Raw genomic sequence first — 19,192 nt, 5'->3', positions numbered from 1 at the left:
AAGGAAAAAACAACATGATCATCGAAGTAAAAGTTCCGCAGTTGTCCGAGTCAGTTTCCGAAGCGACGCTGGTCAGCTGGCACGCCAAGGAAGGTCAAGCCGTCAAGCGCGACCAGAACCTGATCGACATCGAGACCGACAAGGTCGTGCTGGAAACGCCGGCCCCGGCTGATGGCGTGCTGGTCAAGATCATCAAGGGCAACGGTTCCTCCGTGACCAGCCTGGATCTGATCGCACAGATCGATACCGAAGCCAAGGCAGGTGCCTCGAACGAAGGCGCGCCTGCGCCGTCGGCTGCAACGCCCGCAGCTGCGGCAGCCCCTGCGGGTGCCGGTGCAGCTGCGTCCATCAATGGCCCAGCCGCGCGCAAGATCCTCAACGAGAAGGGGATCGACGAAGCCAGCGTACAAGGCACGGGCCCTGGCGGTCGCGTGACCAAGGCAGACGCCATCGGCGCAGGCAAGCCTGCTGCGCCGTCGGCTGCGACCGTGGTGCCGGTTGTTGTTGGTGCGGGTCAGCCACTGCCGCAACCGCCGTCGCCTGTGTCGGTTGAAAGCGTGCTGGCAGATCGCGCTGAGCAGCGCGTGCCAATGAGCCGTCTGCGCGCACGTATTGCCGAGCGCCTGCTGCAGTCGCAAGCTACCAACGCCATCCTGACGACGTTCAATGAAGTGAACATGGCGCCAGTCATGGAGATGCGCAAGCGTTACCAGGAGAAGTTCGAAAAGGAACATGGCGTGAAGCTCGGCTTCATGTCGTTCTTCGTCAAGGCTGCTTGTGCCGCACTGAAGAAGTACCCGATCCTGAACGCTTCGGTTGATGGTAACGACATCATCTATCACGGCTACATCGACATCGGTATCGCTGTTGGCTCGCCACGTGGTCTGGTGGTGCCTATCCTGCGCAATGCTGACCAGATGAGTCTGGCCGACATCGAGAAGAAGATTGCCGAATTCGGTCAGAAAGCCAAGGACGGCAAGCTGTCGATCGAAGAGCTCACCGGCGGTACCTTCTCGATCTCCAATGGCGGCGTGTTCGGTTCGATGTTGTCGACGCCGATCATCAACCCGCCACAGTCTGCGATTCTCGGGGTGCACGCTACGAAGGACCGCGCAGTGGTTGAGAACGGTCAAGTCGTGGTGCGTCCGATCAACTACCTTGCCATGTCCTATGACCACCGCATCGTTGACGGTCGTGAAGCCGTCCTGGGGCTGGTGACCATGAAGGAAGCGCTCGAAGATCCTGCGCGTCTGTTGCTCGAAATCTGATGATCCATTCCGGCGCGGCTGATTGCAGCCCGCCGGAGCCTCCCCCTAAGAGGAAAGAATAATGTCGAAACAATTCGATGTCGTCGTGATTGGCGGCGGCCCAGCCGGCTACGTCGCAGCGATCCGCGCTTCGCAGCTCGGGCTCAATACGGCTTGCTGTGAGTTTGATTCCTATGCCGACCCGAAGGGCGAGCCACGTCTGGGTGGTACCTGCCTGAACGTAGGTTGCATCCCGTCCAAGGCGCTGTTGCATTCGTCGGAGTTGTTTGATCAGGCCAACCATTCGTTCGTCATGCACGGTATCAAGGCCGAGAATGTCACGATCGATGTACCGCTGATGATCAAGCGCAAGACGAACATCGTCACGCAACTCGTCACTGGCATCAAAGGTCTGTTCAAGAAGTACAAGGTCACCTTCCTGCCGGGTCATGGCAGCTTTGTGGGGCAGGCCGATGGCATGTGGCAGGTCAAGATCGCAGACGAAATCGTCAGCGCCAAGCACGTCATCGTTGCAACGGGTTCCAGCGCACGTCACTTGCCTGGCATCCCGGTGGACCAGAAGCTCATCATGGACAACACCGGTGCGCTCGATATCAACGAGGCGCCCAAGCGTCTTGGCGTGATCGGCGCGGGCGTGATCGGCTTGGAAATGGGTTCGGTCTGGAAGCGCCTGGGCTCGGAAGTGACCATTCTTGAAGCAGCTCCTGAATTCCTCGGCGCAGCCGATGCGGCGGTTGCCAAGGAAGCCTGGAAGATCTTCACGACCAAGCAAGGTCTGAAGATCCACATGGGTATCAAGATCAAGGAAGTGTTGCCTGGCGAGAACATCGTCACCATCAAGTATGAGAACGATGATGGCGAGCAGACGCTGGAAGTCGACAAGCTGATCGTTGCCGTTGGCCGCGTGCCCAACACGGGCGGCCTGAATGTCGCAGCGGTCGGTCTGGAACTCGATGATCGTGGCCGCATCAAGGTCGACGAGCATTGCGCCACCAACCTGCAGAACGTGTGGGCAGTGGGTGACGTGGTGCCGGGTCCGATGCTCGCGCACAAAGGTATGGAAGAAGGTGTGATGGTGGCTGAAGTGATCGCCGGTCAGGCGGGTCACATCAACTACAACCTGATTCCATGGGTCATCTACACGCATCCGGAAATCGCCTGGGTTGGCAAGACCGAGCAGGAGTTGAAAGCTGCCAACATCCCTTACAAGGCGGGGCAGATTCCTTTCCTGGCGAACGGCCGCGCTTTGAGTCAGGGTGACTCGACCGGCTTCGTGAAGGTGCTGGCGCACGCTGAAACCGACCAGATCCTTGGCGCGCACATCATCGGTACGAATGCTTCCGAGCTGATCGCTGAAGCTGTCGTGAGCATGGAGTTCGGCGCTTCGTCGGAAGACATCGCTCGTACCAGCCATGCGCACCCGACGCTGTCGGAAGTGATGCATGAAGCAGCGCTCGCTGTCGACAAGCGTTCGCTCCATTTCTGATCGAAGCGTTCCGTTGAAGTAACGGTAGAGCGGGGTGGAGCGCTAAGTACGCTTCACCCCGTTTCATTTTGCGCGCCACAGTAGACGAGTCATGTCCCACCAGATCCTCAATGTTCCCGAACTGGGTGTAATCGACGCCTACAACGCCCTGCTGGCCGCGCGTGGCTACAAGGCAGACTCTGCGCAATTGGGCGCAGTCGAACGCCTGCAGGAGCTCTACACCGGTTTGTTGGCCTTTAAGGCCAAGCGCCGTTCAGCGCTGCGCAAGCTCATCTTCAATCCCGATTTGCCCAGAAGCGTCTATTTGTGGGGTGGGGTCGGCAGGGGCAAGAGCTTCATCATGGACAGCTTCTTCGATGCTGTTCCGTACAAGCGCAAACGCCGCGCGCATTTTCATTCCTTCATGCAATCGATCCACGCCCAGTTGCGTGAGGCGAAAGATCATGACGATCCCTTGGCACATGTTGCCGACAGCATTGCAGAGAAGACGCGCCTGTTGTGCTTCGACGAATTTCACGTCTCGGACATTGCGGATGCAATGATGCTTGGGCGCTTGCTCGAGGCTTTGTTCGAACGCGGTGTGGTGTTTGTCATGACGTCAAACTACCCTCCGGATGGGCTCTATCCGAATGGCCTGCAGCGTCAGAACTTCATTCCCACGATCAAGCTGATGAAAGAGCGCTTCGATGTCGTCGAAGTGGATGACGGGACGGACTATCGCCTGCGTTCTCTCGAACGCATGAATACTTTCATCGTGCCGAACGGTCTCGAAGCAGATAGCAGGCTGGCGGCTCATTTCGGCGAGATAGCTGGTTCGCCGGGCAAGGCAGGGGAGATCGATCTGCTGGGGCGCAAGGTGAAAGCGCGCCGCATGGCACCTGGTGTTCTGTGGTTTGATTTCCAGACCTTGTGCGGCGGCATGCGTTCACAAAACGACTATCTGGAAATTGCCCGCGAGCACCATACGCTCCTGCTTTCAGACGTGCCCGTTATGACAAGAGTCCAAGGTAACGAAGCGCGGCGTTTTACCTGGCTGGTTGATGTTCTCTATGACGCACGGGTCAAGTTCATCGTCAGCGCAGCAGCAGAGGCAGGCGAGTTATATCGGGAAGGGCCGAATGCGCAGGAGTTTCCGCGGACGGTTTCACGCTTGATCGAAATGCGCACGCGCGAATATCTGGCGGAGCCGCACCGGCCGGAGTGAGCCTCTCCGGTGCGTCTGCCACTGCCACCACCTGCTGGAAATAAAACGGCCCCGCATCTGATTGCGGAGCCGTTTCTTGATCAGGCGTTACGGTTTAGAAAGCGTAGGCCGCGCCGACGTAGAACTGCAGGATCTTTGACTTGGAGTTCGGCTCCACCATGTTGCCAATCACGGTCGGAACGGTATTCGATTCGCCGTAGTTGTACTGCATGTATTGCATGTTGCCAAACACGTGCCATGCCTTCGTAATGGCATAGTCGAGGCCCAGTTCGAGCGCGTACACCGGGCGCTTGCCGAGATCGAACTTGTAATAATTCTCGACGACCATCTGGGCGTTGAACATATAGCCCACGCTGAAATCCAGTGAGCCGACCAGGTTAGGCGTGAACGCATACTGCGTCAGCAGGCCGACTGAAGCCGCGTCATGCGAGTACATTTCAAGATAGCCATATGGGTCGAACGACATGTCGCGTTCCCACTCGCGATAGTTGTAAGCCACGTAGGGGGTCAGCTGCGTCTTTGAACCCACAAGAAAGCCCTTGCCCAGCTTCAGCTGTGCATCGGTACTGCTGGTATGGGTTTCGGTGTTGTAGGGGGTCAACGCGCCAGTGTTCAGGTTCTGCAAGTAGCCCTTGTAGTCCGTCATGCCCTTGGCGTAGGCGTAGGAGGCCTTGAAGTAGAGATCCTTGATGCCCAGGCGATCGCCCTGCAGGCTGTAATGAAGCTTCAAGCCTGGCTGCCAGCCTTTTTCAGAGTCCAGAATGCCATCGCTGGTGACGTTGTAAGTGTCCTTTTCAACGTAGTCGATGTGCTGGCCCCCAAAACTCAAACCGATCTGGTTGTTGACGGCCTTGATACCTTCGGCGTGAGCGATGTTCAGGCTCAGCACGCCAAGAATGGCAAGCGTTGTTACTTTCATATTGCCTTCCGTAAGAGTGTGAATCCAGCGAAGCGACCCGGGTCCTGCGTGGGTGAACTCCTCCCTGACGGCATAATGCCATATGGCTTGCCTGGGTTTGCGGGGGTGTTGCCCATTTGCAACAGGATGCAGGGCGCTTGGCCGACGGCCGGTCAGACAAAGCTCAGGAGCTTGCTCTCGTCGGCCGATTGGCGTGCAAGGAGACTGGCTTGCGTGACGGCAAATGCGTCGTCGGCCGAGACCATGCATTTTCCGGTGCCGAGGACCTCGTCGATAAACTCCGAGAAAATGGACTTCTCCGGCGACTGCGCAAGCGTCTGAACTCCCGGTGTCTTGGCGTCAATCAGCAGCACGTTCTTCTCGCGCACTTCCAGTACCCCTTCCGTGCCGACAATGCGGATGCGATCGTCATCGTGCGAGTTGGCGGTGGCCGGGCGCAGATAGTCGATGCTGACCGAGGCGCAGATTTCCTTGCCCAGTGTGAACTGGCATTGCGCGCTGACTTCGAGCTGGCCGTTGTGCTGGTTGTGTCGCGTCGATTGTGTTGCAAACACCGACTTGAACTCTTCTCCTGAGAGCCATCTCACCCAGTCGACTGCATGGCTGCCAACCCAGGGGATGGTGCCGCCATACGTGCCGCGCGTGGCGAAGAAAGCAGGGCGGGTGCCGAGCTTGTAGGACTTCTGGGCCTGCATCAGGCGTATCTCGCCGATCCGCCCGGCCTTGACGGCCTCATGTGCAGTCAGGAACCACGGCTTGTAGCGGATGCCGAACATGGCAGAGAAGCACTTGCCGCTGGCTGCATGGGCAGCGCGCAAGGTCGCCAGTTCGCCCAGTGTCGTGGCAACGGGTTTCTCGGAGAAGACATGCAGGCCGCGCTTCAGGCTGTCGATATTGAGGAGGCCATGGTCGCCGAAATGGCAGTTGATGGCGACGATATCGGGTTGGCAGATGTCCAGCATCGTCTGCCAGTCTTCGTACTGCGTTGCGTCGAGTTTGTTGTCGGCGAGGGCTGCTTTGAGCTTGCCGATGTCTTCGCCGTCGGAGCCCGGTGCGAAGCCAACCAGCCGGGCACGCTTGTCGAGGCCTTCGAGCACATAGCGGTAGTGACCGCTGCCGCCGATAATGCAGACACGCAGCATGATGATCTCCTGAGGGTGGTGGCGTGAATGGGGCCCGAAGGATACGTGATACGGGCGAATTCTGATGGATTGCCGGATTGTGCAGACAGGAGAGCTGATGTGAAGAAAGCCCTTTGTTTCATTGCTTTGCTGTGGAGTGTGACGCTCGTGGCGCAACAACGCCTCGAGATCATTCCACTGCAATACCGGTTGCCGGAACAGGTGCTGCCGACCCTGCAGAATCTGCTCGAACCCGGGGGCAGCATCTCCGGCGCGGCGGGCAAGCTGTTCGTGCGTACTTCGCCCGAAAACCTCGCGCAACTCCGGCGCGCGCTGGCGGCACTGGATACGCCACAGCGGCGCTTGATGATCTCGGTGCGTCAAGGCAGCAGCATGAACGCTGAGGGCAGCAATCTGGGAGTTTCCAGTGGGCGCGTCATCATCGGGCCGGATGGCGTGAGGGCAAGCGGCGAGTTGAATGCCAATGCCGGCACGACGATAGGCTCGAGCAATGCAACCCAGCAGGTGCAGACGGTGGATGGTGGTGATGCCTCCATCTTCCTCGGCCGCTCGGTGCCGATTCCCATGCGCCAGATGGTACGGCAGCCGGCTACTGGCTATGTGACAGAGACAACGCAGTATGTCGATGTCGGCACGGGTTTCGTGGCACATCCCGAACTGGTGGGTGAGCGCGTGGTGCTGACCATTTCGCCGCAGAACCAGCGCATTGGGCGTTATGGCGTCATTGAAGGCACGAGCCTGAATACGCGGATTGAGGGGCGACTGGGTGAGTGGCTGCCTCTCGGCGGCAGCAATGTCGAGCGGAGCAACGAGCAGCGCGGTACGCTGGAGTACCGCGCAGGGCGTGCGAGCAATAGCGCCGACGTGTGGCTCAAGGTCGACATACTGGAGTAGCCGCCTCGGCGCTCAGGCGATGTAGCCGATGCCGTCCGTCATGCGGGCGTTCATTTCGGCGATGCGTGCGGCATCAGCTCCTGCACGCAAGGTGTATTCCTCGCCGAAATTGGGCACGGCTGCCATCTCTTCCCGTTTGCGCGCAAGGTAGTCCGCGAGGCTACCGGTGACCGCCGCGGGATTGCCTGCGGCGACGGAGCCATCCGGAACGTCACGCGTGACGACGCTGCCTGCGCCAATGATGACGTCACTGCCGATGCTCACGCCGGGCAGGACGATGCTGCCTGCGCCGATGAATACACGGTCGCCGATGCTCACCTTGGCAATACGGACGAGGCCCAGCGCGCGTCTTGTGCTGGCATCGTGCGCGAGGACTGTGACGTTGGGGCCGAGCGTCACGTCATTGCCGATGCGGATGTGGCCGCAATGCCAGGCGTCGATGACACAGCCGTCCTGCATGTAGAAGTTCTCGCCAACGACGAGACCTCGTCGCTTGAGCGTGGGCAGCGGGTCGCTGCGCAAGAGCTTTCGCAGAAGGGCCTTCAAGGCTCTCATTCTTCGCCGATGTCCTCGTTCCACACTGCCGGGTTGTTGATGATGTAGTCAGACATCATGTCGATGCATTCCTTCGAGGCCATGTCGATGACGGTCACACCGTTCTCGCGTAGCCAGTCGATGCCGCCGGGAAAATTCACCGATTCACCGACGATGACGGTGCCGATATTGAACTGGCGGATCAGGCCGCTGCAGAACCAGCAAGGTGCTAGCGTCGTGACCATGATCTTGTCGCGATAGCTGCGCTGGCGACCTGCCTTGCGAAAAGCATCCGTTTCGCCGTGGATCGATGGATCGCCTTCCTGCACGCGGCGATTGTGGCCGCGCCCAAGCAGGCTGCCGTCGGCCGCGAACAACGCACCGCCGACGGGCACGCCGCCTTCCGACAGACCAAGCATCGCTTCATCGATAGCGACTTGCAGCAGGGCTTGATGGTTGAGGGTGGCGATCATGAGCGGGCTCCGTTTTGTGGGAAGGGTGGTTTTCTCAAGCGACTATTGTGCCTGCCGAGATGACCGTTCCGCTTCGTCTGCGTCAGTCGTGAATGATTTCTTCGCCACTGGCCAGCAGCTGTGCGTAGGCCCCATTGGCTGCGAGCAGCTCAGTGTGCGACCCGACCTCGACGATACGCCCCTGATCCATCACGACAATGCGATTGGCATCGCGGATGGTGGTCAGTCGGTGAGCAATGACCAGCACTGTGCGATTGCGGCGCAGCTCGACCAGCGCTTCGCGCACGACGCGCTCAGACTCGTTGTCGAGCGCCGAGGTGGCTTCGTCGAGCAGCAGGATGGGCGCATCCTTGAGGAAGGCGCGGGCGATGGCCAGGCGTTGGCGTTGGCCTCCGGAGAGCTGGTTGCCGTTGGTGCCGATGCGCAGCGCGAAGCCCTCTGGTTTGTTCTGGATGAACTCCAGTGCGTGGGCTTGGGATGCGGCCTGAACGATCTCCTCCTGCGTTGCGCCCTGACGGCCATAGGCGATGTTGTTGCTGATCGTGTCGTCGAACAAGGCTGCGTGCTGGCCCACCAGCGCCAGTTGCGCTCTCAGCTCGGTGAGTGGCATGGCGTCGATGGGTACGCCGTCGATCAGGATACGGCCTTGGTCCGCATCGAAGAAGCGGGCGATCAGGCTCATCAAGGTCGTCTTGCCGCTGCCCGAGGCGCCGACGAAGGCGACTGTTTCCCCGCCTGCAACATCGAGATTGAAGTCGACCAGCGCCGCGCGCTCCTGTCCCGGGTAGCGGAAACCCAGATGCTCGAAACGGATGGCGCCGCCACTCTTTGGTGCGGGCAGTTTGCCTTGATCGGTTTCAGGCGGCGTGTCGAGTAACTCGAAAATGCTTTGTGCGCCCGCGAGGCCACGCTGGATGGTCGAGTTCACATTCGTCAGGCGGCGGATCGGTTCGAACAGCAGCGCCATGGTGGTGATGTAGGCGACGAACTGGCCCGACGAGAAATCACGACTGGCGGACAAAGACGTCGCGACGAAAATGACGATAGCGATTGCCGCGGAGGCGAGGATCTGTACGAGCGGTACGTTGAGCGAAGAGACGCGTACGACGCGCATCGACTCGCGCCGCAACTGGTTGCCGACGCGCTTGAAACGCTCGTTCTCGTGCGCCTGGGTGCCGAAGATCTTGATCTCCTTGAGGCCGGCAATGGACTCCTCGACGATGTTGGTGAGCAGGGCCATCGTGCTCTGCATGTCGCGGCTGGAGGAGCGCATTTTGGAGCTGGCCATGCGGATGATCCAGGCGATCACGGGCGCAATGGCAAGGATCACCAGCGTCAGTTCCCAGGCCGTGACGAGCAGGGTGACGGTGAGGAACAGGATGGTCAGCGAATCCTGGATGACGACGATCCACGCGGTAGACAAGGCGCTGCCGGCCTGGCCGATATCGTATGAAATGCGCGACAGCATGCGGCCCGAGGTCTGCTTCTGATGCTCCGCGACAGGCAAGAGGATCTGGTGACGGAACACGTCCTCGCGAATGTCCTGGATGGCCTTGTTGGACACCCACTGGCTCGCCACGCTCGCCACGTAGTCGGTGATGCCCTTGACGATGGCAACGACGAGGATGAGCAGGGGGATCAGGCGAATGTCCTGTCGCAGCGCCGCCTTGAGTTGGTCGACCCAGGTGCTCATTTGGGCCAGCATGCCGTGGGCGGCGACTGCTGTTGTGGGCGCAGCACTCACCGCGTCGCTGCGGGCGTTGAAGTTGTCGATGAGGGGCTGTAGCAGGGCAGGCATGGCGGGCGCGCACAATGCACCGACAGCCATCGCCAGGAATGACAAGAGCACGACACGCCAGTAAGGGCGGATGTAGCCGAGCAGTCGCTTGTAGAGGAGGAAGGATTCTTTCACCGGGCGTCTCTCGGGATTCGCAATAGGCTCATTCGCGATGCAGCACTTTGTCGACGACGAAGTCGGCTGCGCCGCCAGCCTTGAACTTCGACTTCAGCGCGTCGCGATCATAGTGCTGTGTCAGCCAGGTCATGAAGTCCGTTGGTTGTTTCTCGTTGAACGCCTGGTACTCCTCGAAGAAGAAATCGAGGATGCCCGTCTTCGAGCCCTTGAAGTGGCCATAGCGCCAGTCCAGCTCGGCTTCGGCCTTGGTCACCGGGTCATGCAGACGGAACATGCGGTACAGGGCGCTGGCAAAACCTGCGCGGTCTGCACCCGATTTGCAGTGAATCAGGGCCGGGTATTCGATGTTGTCGAACATCTCTTTTGTTGCCAGCACGGCGTCGACTTCCGGCGCGCTGCGCGACAGGATGCCCTTGTGATTCACGAGGGTGATACCCAGCGCACGGCAGGTATCTTCATGCAGGGCGTAGCGGGGTGTCTGGTCGGCACCGCGCAAATTGATGATGGTCTTGATGCCGTACTTCTGCTGATACTTGCGGATCTGCCGCGGGGTCGGCTGGCTGGCGCGATACAGGCCACCGGGCAAGGCATGCAGATTGTTGTAGGCCGCGCGGAACAGGCCGTGATCGACGAAAAACATATCGAGCCATGCAAGAAAGCGTTGCCACGGCGAACGCAATCTGTCGGGCGCAGCCTTGTCGGCGGCGTTGGGGCTGGCGGTGGGGGGGGAATCCGGGGTCAAGTGCTCTATCTCGCGCGAGACGATGAGTTGCTGAGGGCGTGATTATCCCCGACTTGGCTCCGCGCGGGGAGCAGACGCCTAATTCGGGATGTCGTCAGAGGCTGGCGGAGCAACCTTGATGACTTCTTCCAAGGTGGTCATGCCCTTGGCGACTTTCAAGGCCCCTGATATGCGTAGCGGTCGCATGCCCTCGCGATAGGCGGTCTGGCGGATGAGGGCCAGATCGGCACCGGCCATGACGTGTTGCCGGATGGCGGCTGACATCAGCAAGGTTTCGTAAATGCCCATGCGGCCGCGATAACCGGTGTTGCGGCACTCCAGGCAACCAATCGGTTTATGGACATGCGAGGGCGCTGCGGCCTTGAAAGGCGAGACCAGCTGCATCCAGTTCGCTTCGTCCACGCCCTCGAGTGCGCTTGCCCGGCGGCAGAGCGGGCATAGCGTCCGCACGAGGCGCTGTCCCATCACGCCGAGCAGGGTGGAGTTGATGAGGTAGGGCGCCACGCCGATGTCGAGCAGGCGTGTGATCGCTGAGGGGGCGTCGTTGGTATGCAGCGTGGATAGCACGAGGTGGCCGGTCAATGCTGCCTGGATCGCCATCTCTGCTGTTTCCAGATCGCGGATTTCGCCGATCATCATGATGTCCGGGTCTTGCCGCAGCAAGGCGCGCACACCGTCGGCGAAGCCGAGATCAATCGATTGCTGTACCTGCATCTGGTTGAAGGCATCCTCGACCATTTCGATCGGGTCTTCGATGGTGCACACGTTAACTTCAGACGTCGCCAGCTGCTTGAGCGTGGAGTAGAGCGTGGTGGTCTTGCCCGAACCGGTCGGGCCGGTGACGAGGATGATGCCGTTGGGCTGGCAGGTCATCGAATCCCAGCGCTGCTGGTCTTCCTCGGTGAAGCCCATTTCGGCGAAGCTGCGTACCAGTACTTCGGGGTCGAAAATCCGCATCACGAGTTTTTCGCCGAAGGCTGTTGGCAGCGTGGACAGGCGTAACTCGACTTCTGCACCCTGCGGCGTGCGTGTCTTGATGCGGCCATCCTGCGGCCGGCGCTTCTCGACGACATCCATGCGGCCAAGAATCTTGATGCGGCTGGTCATTGCGGTGATGACCGTCATCGGCAGCTGATAGACCTGATGCAGCACGCCGTCGATGCGAAAGCGCACGATGCCGATGTCGCGGCGTGGTTCGACGTGAATGTCCGATGCGCGCTGGTCGAAGGCGTACTGCCACAGCCAGTCGACGATGCGCACGATGTGCTGTTCGTTGGCATCGAACTGGCGATTGCTGTCGCCGAGATCGACCAGTTGCTCGAAGGTGCTGAGCGCATTGCCGCGTTGCTCGCCCGCTGCGTTCTTGACTGAACGAGCCAGGTTGTAGAACTCGATCTGGAAGCGTTCGATATCCACCGGGTTGGCCAGTACACGGCGGATCGGCTTGCGCAGGATGGGTTGAAGTTCGCGCTCCCAGTCCCGCTCGAAAGGCTGGGCGGTGGCGATGACGACTTCGCTGCTCGTGACTTGCACGGGCAAGACCTTGAGGCGCGCGGCGTAGGCGCTGGTCATGACCTCGGTGACTGAAGAGAAATGGATCTTCAGTGGGTCGATGTGCATGTACTGCATGCCCAGCTTGCCCGCCAACCATTCGGTCAGCGCTTCGATGTGCAGCAACTGGTGAGGCGGCTCGGGTGCCTTGAGTTTCTGATCGGCTACGATGCTCAAGGGGTGCACACCCGACTTGTGCAGGTGGCGATTGTTGAAGATCTCGTCCGCCTCGGCACTTGACAGCAAATTGTCCTGCAGCATCAGGCGCAGGACTTCCTTGATCGTCAGGCGGCGATCCGGTTCGTGTTTGCTGCTTGGACTAGTGGCAGGTGCACCGAAGTTGGCAGTTTCTGGCATGCGGGCTGTCGGGCAGTGGTGGCGGTACGCGTCGGGATGCCCGGGACTGTAGCCCAGCGCAGAGGCCCCTGCAAACCAGTTGAACACGCTTTGACCCCGTATTTCCGGACTTTGCAGTCGTTTCCGGCGAGTGTGGCGGTGGCCGGGGCGATGGGGCCCGCGTGATAACATCACGCAGCTTCTGTCCGCCCGTTCCATGTCCCAAGAAATCAATCCCGTAGCTATCCATTTCGCCGAAGACGGCACGCTTGCGCGCGTGATTCCCGGCTTCCGGCCACGACCGCAACAGGCCGAGATGGCCGGGGCCATCTCGCGCGCCATCAAGGGCAATCGGGTGCTGGTCGCCGAGGCGGGCACCGGTACGGGAAAGACCTTCGCGTACCTCGTGCCGGCCTTGTTGTCGGGTGGCAAGGTGATCATTTCCACGGGCACGAAGACCCTGCAGGACCAGCTGTTCCACCGCGACCTGCCGGCGGTGCGCAAAGCCCTCAAGGTGCCGGTGTCGATTGCCTTGCTCAAGGGGCGACAGAACTACGCCTGCCACTACCACATCCAGCATTCGAAGACCGACGGGCGCTTCATGAATCGCGAGGATGTGCATTACATCCAGCAGATCTCGCGCTGGATGGAGCGTACGCAAACCGGCGACAAGGCCGAATGTGCCGAGGTGCCGGAAGACGCCACCGTGTGGCTGGCGGCGACTTCGACGCGCGAGAACTGCCTCGGCCAGGAATGCTCCTTCGCCAAGGAGTGCTTCGTCATGCAAGCGCGACGTAATGCACAGGAGGCCGACGTGGTGGTCGTCAATCACCACCTGTTCTTTGCTGACATCATGTTGCGCGATGAAGGCATGGCCGAACTGCTGCCGACCTTCAATACGGTGGTATTCGACGAGGCGCACCAGTTGCCGGAGACTGCCAGCCTGTTTTTCGGCGAAAGCGTCTCTACGGGCCAGATTCTCGATCTCGCCCGCGACACGCGCCACGAATGCATCGCGGCAGCCAAGGATTTCATGCCGCTGCAGGACGCCACGCGCAGCATCGAGAAAGCAGCGCGCGACCTGCGCCTGACCATCAGCGGCGAGAACGCGCGCTTCGGCTACGCGCAGATGGGCGACAACCTCGAATTCCACAAGGCAGTCGATGCGCTTGAAGCCGAATTCGTGGAATTCCTGCGATTGGCCGAATCGCAGGCCGAGCGCTCCGAGGGGCTGGAGAAGTGCTGGCAACGTGCGAGCGTGATTGCTGACCGCGTCGCGCGCTGGCGCAAGATGATGGAGCCCGACCTGATCCGTTGGGTAGAGGTCTTCAGCCAGTCCGCCTCGCTCAACGTAACGCCGCTGCGTGTCGCCGATATCTTCAAGAAGCAGGTCGAAGGCAACGCCAAGAGCTGGATTTTCACTTCGGCCACCCTGGCAGTCGGCAGGAGCTTCGAGCACTACAACAACGAGCTGGGCTTATCGCAGCTCGAAGTGCCGCCCGAGACGGCCGTGTGGGGCAGCCCGTTCGAGTATGGCGAGCAAGCCATGCTCTACGCACCGGAAGGCATGCCGGATCCCAACAGCATGTCCTACACGGATGCCGTGATCGACGCGGCCTTTCCGGTGATTCGCGCTGCGCAGGGGCGTGCCTTCGTTTTGTGCACGTCGTTGCGCGCAATGCAACGCGTGCGGGACGGGCTGGAGGCGCGTTTCGAGAAGGAAAAGCTCGACTTCCCCTTGCTGGTGCAAGGGCAGGGCTCGCGCACCGAATTGCTGGAGCGCTTCCGGCGCCTGGGAAATGCGGTGCTGGTCGCCAGCCAGAGCTTCTGGGAAGGCGTGGACGTGCCGGGCGATGCCTTGTCCGTTGTCGTCATCGACAAGATGCCCTTTGCACCGCCGGACGACCCCGTGCTCAAGGCGCGCGTCGAATGGATGGAGAAGCAGGGCCGCAATCCGTTCATGGAATACCAGCTGCCGCGCGCCGTCATCAACATGAAGCAGGGCGCCGGACGCCTGATCCGAAGCGAGCGCGACAAGGGCGTGTTGATGATCTGCGACCCGCGCATGCTCACAAAGCCCTATGGCAAGCGCGTCTGGCAAAGCCTGCCACCCATGCGCAGGACGCGCGTGCTCGACGAGGTGGTCAGTTTCCTCGAGCAGCTGCCGTCGCCCGCCTCGCCACGCCCCTGAAGCCTTTCGCCGGGCGCCTTGGGCCGCAGGCTGGCCGCATCGCTACGCAAGCCTTTTGGGCACATCGGCTTCCCCGGCTATTCAATTGGCGTACGCTGCCTGCGCGAGGGGCGCGTCCGCCATACAGTTCAGATCCGTTTCGTCGTTATCCCTGTAGCGATGCAAATGGCAACTGACAGACTGGTCCGCATGCTTGCGCCATCGCAAGGCTATCCCGGTCGGCCCGGCCTGTACGGAGCGCAGTATCCATGGAGCATCCTGTCTCGATTGTCTCGCCTCTTTCTGCTGCCAGCGTAGAGCAGGGGCGCGCATCGGCACTGTTGTGTCTGCAGAACGCTGTTCTCGAAGCGGTAGCCGTGGGGCGCGATCTGTCTGACGCACTGAGTTTGCTGTGCCATGGCGTCGAGAGCTTGGCCGGTGACGTGATGTGCTCCGTGCTCTTGCTGGAAGACGGGCTTATGCATCATGGCGCGGCGCCCAGCCTGCCTGCTGTGTTCGTCGCCGCAATCGATGGTTCGCCGATAGGGCCGAATGCAGGCTCCTGCGGGACGGCTGCCTTCACGGGCTTGCCCGTCGAGGTGCATGATATCGAGCATGACCCCTTGTGGGAGGACTACAAGAGCCTGGCGCTGCCTCACGGTCTTCTCGCCTGCTGGTCTTCGCCGATTCTTGCGCATGACGGGCAGATTCTCGGCACTTTTGCCCTGTACTTCCGCGAGGTGCGTGGCCCGGACGCCTTGCATCGCGACGCTGTGAGGATAGCAACGCCCCTGGCGGCCATTGCCATCGAACGTAGCCGCATGGACAGTGCCGAGCATGCGCGGGTCGCAGCCCTGGCGGCCAGCAATGAGCGCATCGAGCAGCTCAATTACACGCTGGAGCAGCGTGTGCTGGAGCGCACCCGTGACTTGTCGACACGCAACGAGGAGCTGGCGCGCGCCTTCGAGGAGTTGCAACGTACGCATGGCCAGCTGCTTGAGGCGAGGAAGCTGGTGAGCCTCAGTCGCCTGGTCGTCGGCGTAGCGCACGAACTGAATACACCCATTGGCAATGCGCGGGTGATGGCGACCAGTCTGTTGGAACGTTGCAATGCGTTCCGGAGACTAGCCGACGGCCCGTTGCGGCGCTCTGAAATGATGTCATTCACCGACGATCTGAGCGAAGGGTGCCGCATCCTTGCCGATTCGCTGGAAATGGCTGCAGACCGCGTGGGCCGCTTCAAGTCCGTGGCGGTGGATCACTCGTCCTCACTGCGCCGCAGCTTCGTACTGCGTGAGCTGGTAGAGGATATCGCTGCGCTGTTCGAGCCTGCGATGGGACGGTACGGTTGCGTGTTGCGGCTGGAGGTCCCCAGCGACATCCTGCTTGACAGCTACCCGGAACCCTTGGGCCAGGTGCTATCGAATGTCTTCGATAACGCGGTTGAGCATGGGCTTCCCACCCGGCAGCAGGGTGGCGAGCCGAGCTGCGTCCTGGTCAGCGTGACGCGGCCGACGGAAGCGCATGTCCAGCTGAGCATCAGCGACAACGGGGGCGGCATAGCCGAAGACGTGGCCGACAGGATTTTCGAGCCATTCTTCACCACGCGGCTGAGTGAAGGCTGTAGCGGCCTGGGGTTGTACGTGGCGCGCAAGGTCGTGAATGAACTGCTTGGCGGCACGATAGCGCTCGATCGCAGGGCATCTGCAGGCACAACGCTGTTGTTGCGCATCCCTCTCGTCGCCCCGCGCGATGCATGATCTGCATCAAGCCGACGCGAGACAGATCCTGGAAAAGACAGCCCCTGGAAAATGTGGCACCACCCGTTTCACCATGCCCATGCCGGGCGCAGTGAAACGGGCGTGCTCGTCGACGGACTCAGTGCTTGGGCAGGATCGCTACAACAATACCGATCACGAGCATGACCGGTACGGCCAGCAGGACCCCGTGAGAGATCACGCGTGAAATGCGGCCGTCCAGCAAGAAACGGGGTTCGTCGATTGCCGGCGTTGCGTCACGCACATCCTGAGCTTCTTGCATTGTCATCGTCTCCTCCTGCTTTTTTTGTCTGGTAATGCGCGGCCATCATAGCGAGTCCTGACATCAGGTCACGCTGCGCTGCACTCACGGTCCGGCCGCTGCAATTCCCGGCTACGCGCATTCAGGCGATAATCCGCGTTCTTTGCCCTCCCTGAAGACTCAAGATGACCTCGCTTAACGACACCCTTACCCAGACGGAGCAGCATCGCTCCTTGCTAGAAGAAGCTCTGCGCAGCCTGCCGCTGCCCATCGTTCCCGCGTTTGGTAGTGCGGGTAATCTGCATGCTGTCGAGTTTGTGGCTTCCGGTGAAAAGCTGGCCACGGCCAGTGCTGCACGCGTGGCTGAGCTGTTTCCGCGTACGGTGGCCGCCAATGCTGGCGAGGTGCTGCGTGCAGGCCAGGCGCTTGCAAAGGCGGTGACCGGCAAGCGCGTGGCGGTGTTGTTCTCCGGTGGTCCGGCGCCAGGTGGTCACAATGTCGTAGTGGGGCTCAAGCAGATGCTGGGCGCCGGCAACACCTTGCTGGGTGTGCAAGGGGGGCCGAAAGGCTTGCTCAATGGCCGCATGGCGCCGATCACCGATGCTGATATCGCGGTGATCCGCAATACCGGCGGTTTCGACTTCCTTGGCACCGACCGTACCAAGATCAAGACGGCCGAGCAGTTCGCCCAGGTGCGCGAAGTCAGCGTCAAGCACGAGCTGGATGCGATCGTCATCATCGGTGGCGATGATTCGAATACCAACGCCGCCGTGCTGGCGGAGGAACTGTTTGCCAATGTGCATGCCGACGGTCGCGGCGTGCAGGTCATCGGCGTGCCGAAGACCATCGATGGTGACCTGCAACTTGGCGAACTGCTGCCGATCTCTTTCGGCTTTGATACCGCCACGCGCGTCTATGCCGAACTGGTTGGCAACATCCTGCAGGACTCGCGTTCCTCGCTGAAGTACTGGCACTTCATCAAGCTGATGGGGCGTGCTGCCTCGCATGTGACGCTGGAGGTGGCGCTGCAGACCAAGCCTGCGGTGACGCTGATCTCGGAAGAGATCGCGCAACGCAAGCAGTCGCTGGCTGAAATCATCGAGCAGATCGCACAGACCGTCGTGGCCCGTGCGAAAAAAGGCATTCACCATGGCGTGTTGCTGGTGCCGGAAGGCCTGATCGAATTCATCCCCGAGATGAAGGCCTTGATCGAAGAACTCAACGACGGCATGGCGCAACACGAAGCGGTGCTGGCAGCGCTGGAGGGGGAGGAGAAGCGCGCTTTCGTCACGAAGTCCCTGTCGCCCGAGCATGAAAAGCTGTTCGCATCCTTGCCGGAATACATCCAGGACATGTTGCTGGCGGAGCGTGATTCGCATGGCAACTTGCAGCTGTCGTTGATCCCGACCGAGCAGTTGCTGATCGACATGACCAAGCGTCGCGTGCGTGAAATTGCCGACGCGAGCGGCACGAAAATTCCGTTCGCCACGCAGAACCACTTCTTCGGCTACGAAGGCCGTTGCGGTGCGCCCACCTTGTTCGATGCGGCGTACACGCTGAATCTCGGCCTGACCGCAGGTGCCTTGTTGCTGGCGGGCAAGACGGGCTACATGGCGAGTGTTGGCGACATCTTCTCGGGCGGCGTGCCGCTGGCCATTCCGCTGGCGGGCTTGCTCGACGTCGAGCGTCGTCATGGCAGCGAAGCAGTCGTGATCGAGAAGGCTCTGGTGGAGATCGATGCTCCGGCCATGCAGTACTTCGTGTCGCGTCGCGAAGCCTGGGCGCAAGACGATCTGTTTGCCTCGCCGGGCCCGCGTCAGCTGTGGGGGCCAGTGGCCAGCCAGTTGCCGATCTCTGTTGCGCTGAATCGCAAATCGCAATCGCTGGCTTTCCAGTTCGGCACCGACAAGGCTTGACGACGAGACTTGTTGAGCAAGGGTGCAATGTGAATTGCACCCTTTTTTGCACTTGTGTTGCCAGCTTAGAGAAAAGGAAATCAGGTGCAGTGAAAGCACCAGTGCCATGGCTCGTATTGATAGCCTTTCGAGTTGCCGGGCGGATACGACAAATGGAAACCAAATCGCTGCGCATTCCTTGTTAGCCATGCAAACGCGGGCGTCTGATCGAATTCGATTTCAAGGGCCGCGGTGCCTGGTGTTGTGATGTCGACGGCGCGGCCCGTGTGGTGTTCGCTGAAGCCCGGCGCCGCGCAGACGCTCATCACTTCGTCGATTGTCGAGCCCGCAGCGAGTTTGTATCGGACGATTTCTGTCTGACGGGCAATGCTACGAAAAGCTGAAACGATGGAGAGCAAGATACCCTCTTGAAACGCAGCCTCTTTCATGGAGACCCAGGCAGTAGTTGCATGCGGAGCGAGGAGATGCCTTCTGCCATCTTCGCCAAGCTCTGCCAGTTCAAGCGCTTCAGCTTCCTCAAAAACGGATAGTCCGCGGGCAACCAGCAATTCTTCCGCAATGCCGAGCTCATGGATGATGGCTGCCAGATGTGAGGGTATGGCAATCGGCATGGCTCGCTTTCT

Annotated in this window: 16 protein-coding genes; 7 read left to right on the top strand and 9 right to left on the bottom strand. The window is 60.6% G+C overall.

Going from position 1 to position 19,192, the window contains the following annotated elements; genetic code table 11:
* The first annotated feature begins 14 nt into the window (after window positions 1–14).
* The 3 genes from odhB to zapE all read left to right on the top strand — a co-directional run bounded on the left by odhB (window position 15) and on the right by zapE (window position 3,958).
* Window positions 15–1,268 carry a 2-oxoglutarate dehydrogenase complex dihydrolipoyllysine-residue succinyltransferase gene (gene odhB / locus VVD49_RS20710; RefSeq protein ID WP_327601144.1) on the top strand — a complete coding sequence of 418 codons (1,254 nt, stop codon included), beginning with the start codon at window positions 15–17 and terminating at the stop codon, window positions 1,266–1,268.
* A 61-nt stretch (window positions 1,269–1,329) separates the two neighbouring features.
* The gene (gene lpdA, locus VVD49_RS20705) at window positions 1,330–2,754 is read left to right on the top strand and encodes a dihydrolipoyl dehydrogenase (RefSeq protein ID WP_327601143.1); all 1,425 of its coding nucleotides are present in this window, start codon (window positions 1,330–1,332) and stop codon (window positions 2,752–2,754) included.
* A 91-nt stretch (window positions 2,755–2,845) separates the two neighbouring features.
* Entirely contained in the window at window positions 2,846–3,958 is a 1,113-nt protein-coding gene (zapE, locus tag VVD49_RS20700) for a cell division protein ZapE (RefSeq protein WP_327601142.1), read from the top strand.
* A gap of 94 nt (window positions 3,959–4,052) precedes the next feature.
* On the opposite strand, the gene VVD49_RS20695 is transcribed toward zapE, so the two are convergent.
* Window positions 4,053–4,877 (bottom strand): hypothetical protein, encoded by an 825-nt coding sequence (locus VVD49_RS20695; protein WP_327601141.1) that lies wholly within the window; start codon window positions 4,875–4,877, stop codon window positions 4,053–4,055.
* A 152-nt stretch (window positions 4,878–5,029) separates the two neighbouring features.
* Window positions 5,030–6,019 carry a Gfo/Idh/MocA family protein gene (locus VVD49_RS20690; protein ID WP_327601140.1) on the bottom strand — a complete coding sequence of 330 codons (990 nt, stop codon included), beginning with the start codon at window positions 6,017–6,019 and terminating at the stop codon, window positions 5,030–5,032.
* A 99-nt stretch (window positions 6,020–6,118) separates the two neighbouring features.
* Between VVD49_RS20690 and VVD49_RS20685 the strand changes: the two genes are divergently transcribed.
* Window positions 6,119–6,913: a secretin N-terminal domain-containing protein gene (locus VVD49_RS20685; protein WP_327601139.1), complete on the top strand. Its 795-nt coding sequence runs from the start codon at window positions 6,119–6,121 to the stop codon at window positions 6,911–6,913.
* 12 nt (window positions 6,914–6,925) lie between these two features.
* Here the strand turns inward: VVD49_RS20685 and VVD49_RS20680 are convergent, their stop codons facing one another.
* From VVD49_RS20680 to tfpB, 5 genes are all read right to left on the bottom strand, one after another.
* Window positions 6,926–7,459, bottom strand: a complete 534-nt coding sequence (locus tag VVD49_RS20680) for a DapH/DapD/GlmU-related protein (protein ID WP_327601138.1) — start codon at window positions 7,457–7,459, stop codon at window positions 6,926–6,928.
* A gap of 5 nt (window positions 7,460–7,464) precedes the next feature.
* On the bottom strand, window positions 7,465–7,920 hold the full coding sequence (locus VVD49_RS20675) for a nucleoside deaminase (protein WP_327601137.1): 456 nt from the start codon (window positions 7,918–7,920) through the stop codon (window positions 7,465–7,467).
* Window positions 7,921–8,002: 82 nt separating this feature from the next.
* Window positions 8,003–9,832: a lipid A export permease/ATP-binding protein MsbA gene (msbA, locus tag VVD49_RS20670; RefSeq protein WP_327601136.1), complete on the bottom strand. Its 1,830-nt coding sequence runs from the start codon at window positions 9,830–9,832 to the stop codon at window positions 8,003–8,005.
* 28 nt (window positions 9,833–9,860) lie between these two features.
* Window positions 9,861–10,577 carry a fused DSP-PTPase phosphatase/NAD kinase-like protein gene (locus tag VVD49_RS20665; protein WP_327601135.1) on the bottom strand — a complete coding sequence of 239 codons (717 nt, stop codon included), beginning with the start codon at window positions 10,575–10,577 and terminating at the stop codon, window positions 9,861–9,863.
* Window positions 10,578–10,655: 78 nt separating this feature from the next.
* Complete coding sequence (gene tfpB, locus VVD49_RS20660) at window positions 10,656–12,485, bottom strand: type IV pilus assembly ATPase TfpB (protein WP_327601134.1); 1,830 nt, start codon at window positions 12,483–12,485, stop codon at window positions 10,656–10,658.
* A gap of 196 nt (window positions 12,486–12,681) precedes the next feature.
* On the opposite strand from tfpB, the gene VVD49_RS20655 reads away from it, so the two are divergent.
* Window positions 12,682–14,655, top strand: a complete 1,974-nt coding sequence (locus VVD49_RS20655) for an ATP-dependent DNA helicase (protein WP_327601133.1) — start codon at window positions 12,682–12,684, stop codon at window positions 14,653–14,655.
* A gap of 248 nt (window positions 14,656–14,903) precedes the next feature.
* Window positions 14,904–16,394, top strand: coding sequence for a GAF domain-containing sensor histidine kinase (locus VVD49_RS20650; protein WP_327601132.1), 1,491 nt, complete (start codon window positions 14,904–14,906; stop codon window positions 16,392–16,394).
* Between the two features lie 118 nt (window positions 16,395–16,512).
* Here the strand turns inward: VVD49_RS20650 and VVD49_RS20645 are convergent, their stop codons facing one another.
* Window positions 16,513–16,680, bottom strand: coding sequence for a hypothetical protein (locus tag VVD49_RS20645; protein WP_327601131.1), 168 nt, complete (start codon window positions 16,678–16,680; stop codon window positions 16,513–16,515).
* A gap of 158 nt (window positions 16,681–16,838) precedes the next feature.
* Here VVD49_RS20645 and VVD49_RS20640 point away from each other — a divergent pair, with 158 nt between their 5' ends.
* On the top strand, window positions 16,839–18,569 hold the full coding sequence (locus VVD49_RS20640; RefSeq protein ID WP_327601130.1) for a diphosphate--fructose-6-phosphate 1-phosphotransferase: 1,731 nt from the start codon (window positions 16,839–16,841) through the stop codon (window positions 18,567–18,569).
* Window positions 18,570–18,649: 80 nt separating this feature from the next.
* Here VVD49_RS20640 and VVD49_RS20635 read toward each other — a convergent pair whose 3' ends face one another.
* Window positions 18,650–19,180 carry a M15 family metallopeptidase gene (locus VVD49_RS20635; protein ID WP_327601129.1) on the bottom strand — a complete coding sequence of 177 codons (531 nt, stop codon included), beginning with the start codon at window positions 19,178–19,180 and terminating at the stop codon, window positions 18,650–18,652.
* Between the last annotated feature and the right edge of the window lie 12 nt (window positions 19,181–19,192).

The organism is Uliginosibacterium silvisoli (assembly GCF_036017035.1).
Classification (GTDB): domain Bacteria; phylum Pseudomonadota; class Gammaproteobacteria; order Burkholderiales; family Rhodocyclaceae; genus Viridibacterium; species Viridibacterium silvisoli.
This window is presented reverse-complemented; position numbering and strand designations above follow the sequence as displayed.

Excerpts from the sequence above, each read along its gene's own strand:
- VVD49_RS20675 (WP_327601137.1), bottom strand. The coding sequence starts at position 7,920 with ATGATCGCCACCCTCAACCATCAAGCCCTGCTGCAAGTCGCTATCGAT.
- VVD49_RS20635 (WP_327601129.1), bottom strand. The coding sequence starts at position 19,180 with ATGCCGATTGCCATACCCTCACATCTGGCAGCCATCATCCATGAGCTC.
- VVD49_RS20645 (WP_327601131.1), bottom strand. The coding sequence starts at position 16,680 with ATGACAATGCAAGAAGCTCAGGATGTGCGTGACGCAACGCCGGCAATC.
- odhB (WP_327601144.1), top strand. The coding sequence starts at position 15 with ATGATCATCGAAGTAAAAGTTCCGCAGTTGTCCGAGTCAGTTTCCGAA.
- tfpB (WP_327601134.1), bottom strand. The coding sequence starts at position 12,485 with ATGCCAGAAACTGCCAACTTCGGTGCACCTGCCACTAGTCCAAGCAGC.
- VVD49_RS20655 (WP_327601133.1), top strand. The coding sequence starts at position 12,682 with ATGTCCCAAGAAATCAATCCCGTAGCTATCCATTTCGCCGAAGACGGC.
- VVD49_RS20650 (WP_327601132.1), top strand. The coding sequence starts at position 14,904 with ATGGAGCATCCTGTCTCGATTGTCTCGCCTCTTTCTGCTGCCAGCGTA.
- VVD49_RS20695 (WP_327601141.1), bottom strand. The coding sequence starts at position 4,877 with ATGAAAGTAACAACGCTTGCCATTCTTGGCGTGCTGAGCCTGAACATC.
- lpdA (WP_327601143.1), top strand. The coding sequence starts at position 1,330 with ATGTCGAAACAATTCGATGTCGTCGTGATTGGCGGCGGCCCAGCCGGC.
- zapE (WP_327601142.1), top strand. The coding sequence starts at position 2,846 with ATGTCCCACCAGATCCTCAATGTTCCCGAACTGGGTGTAATCGACGCC.
- VVD49_RS20690 (WP_327601140.1), bottom strand. The coding sequence starts at position 6,019 with ATGCTGCGTGTCTGCATTATCGGCGGCAGCGGTCACTACCGCTATGTG.
- VVD49_RS20640 (WP_327601130.1), top strand. The coding sequence starts at position 16,839 with ATGACCTCGCTTAACGACACCCTTACCCAGACGGAGCAGCATCGCTCC.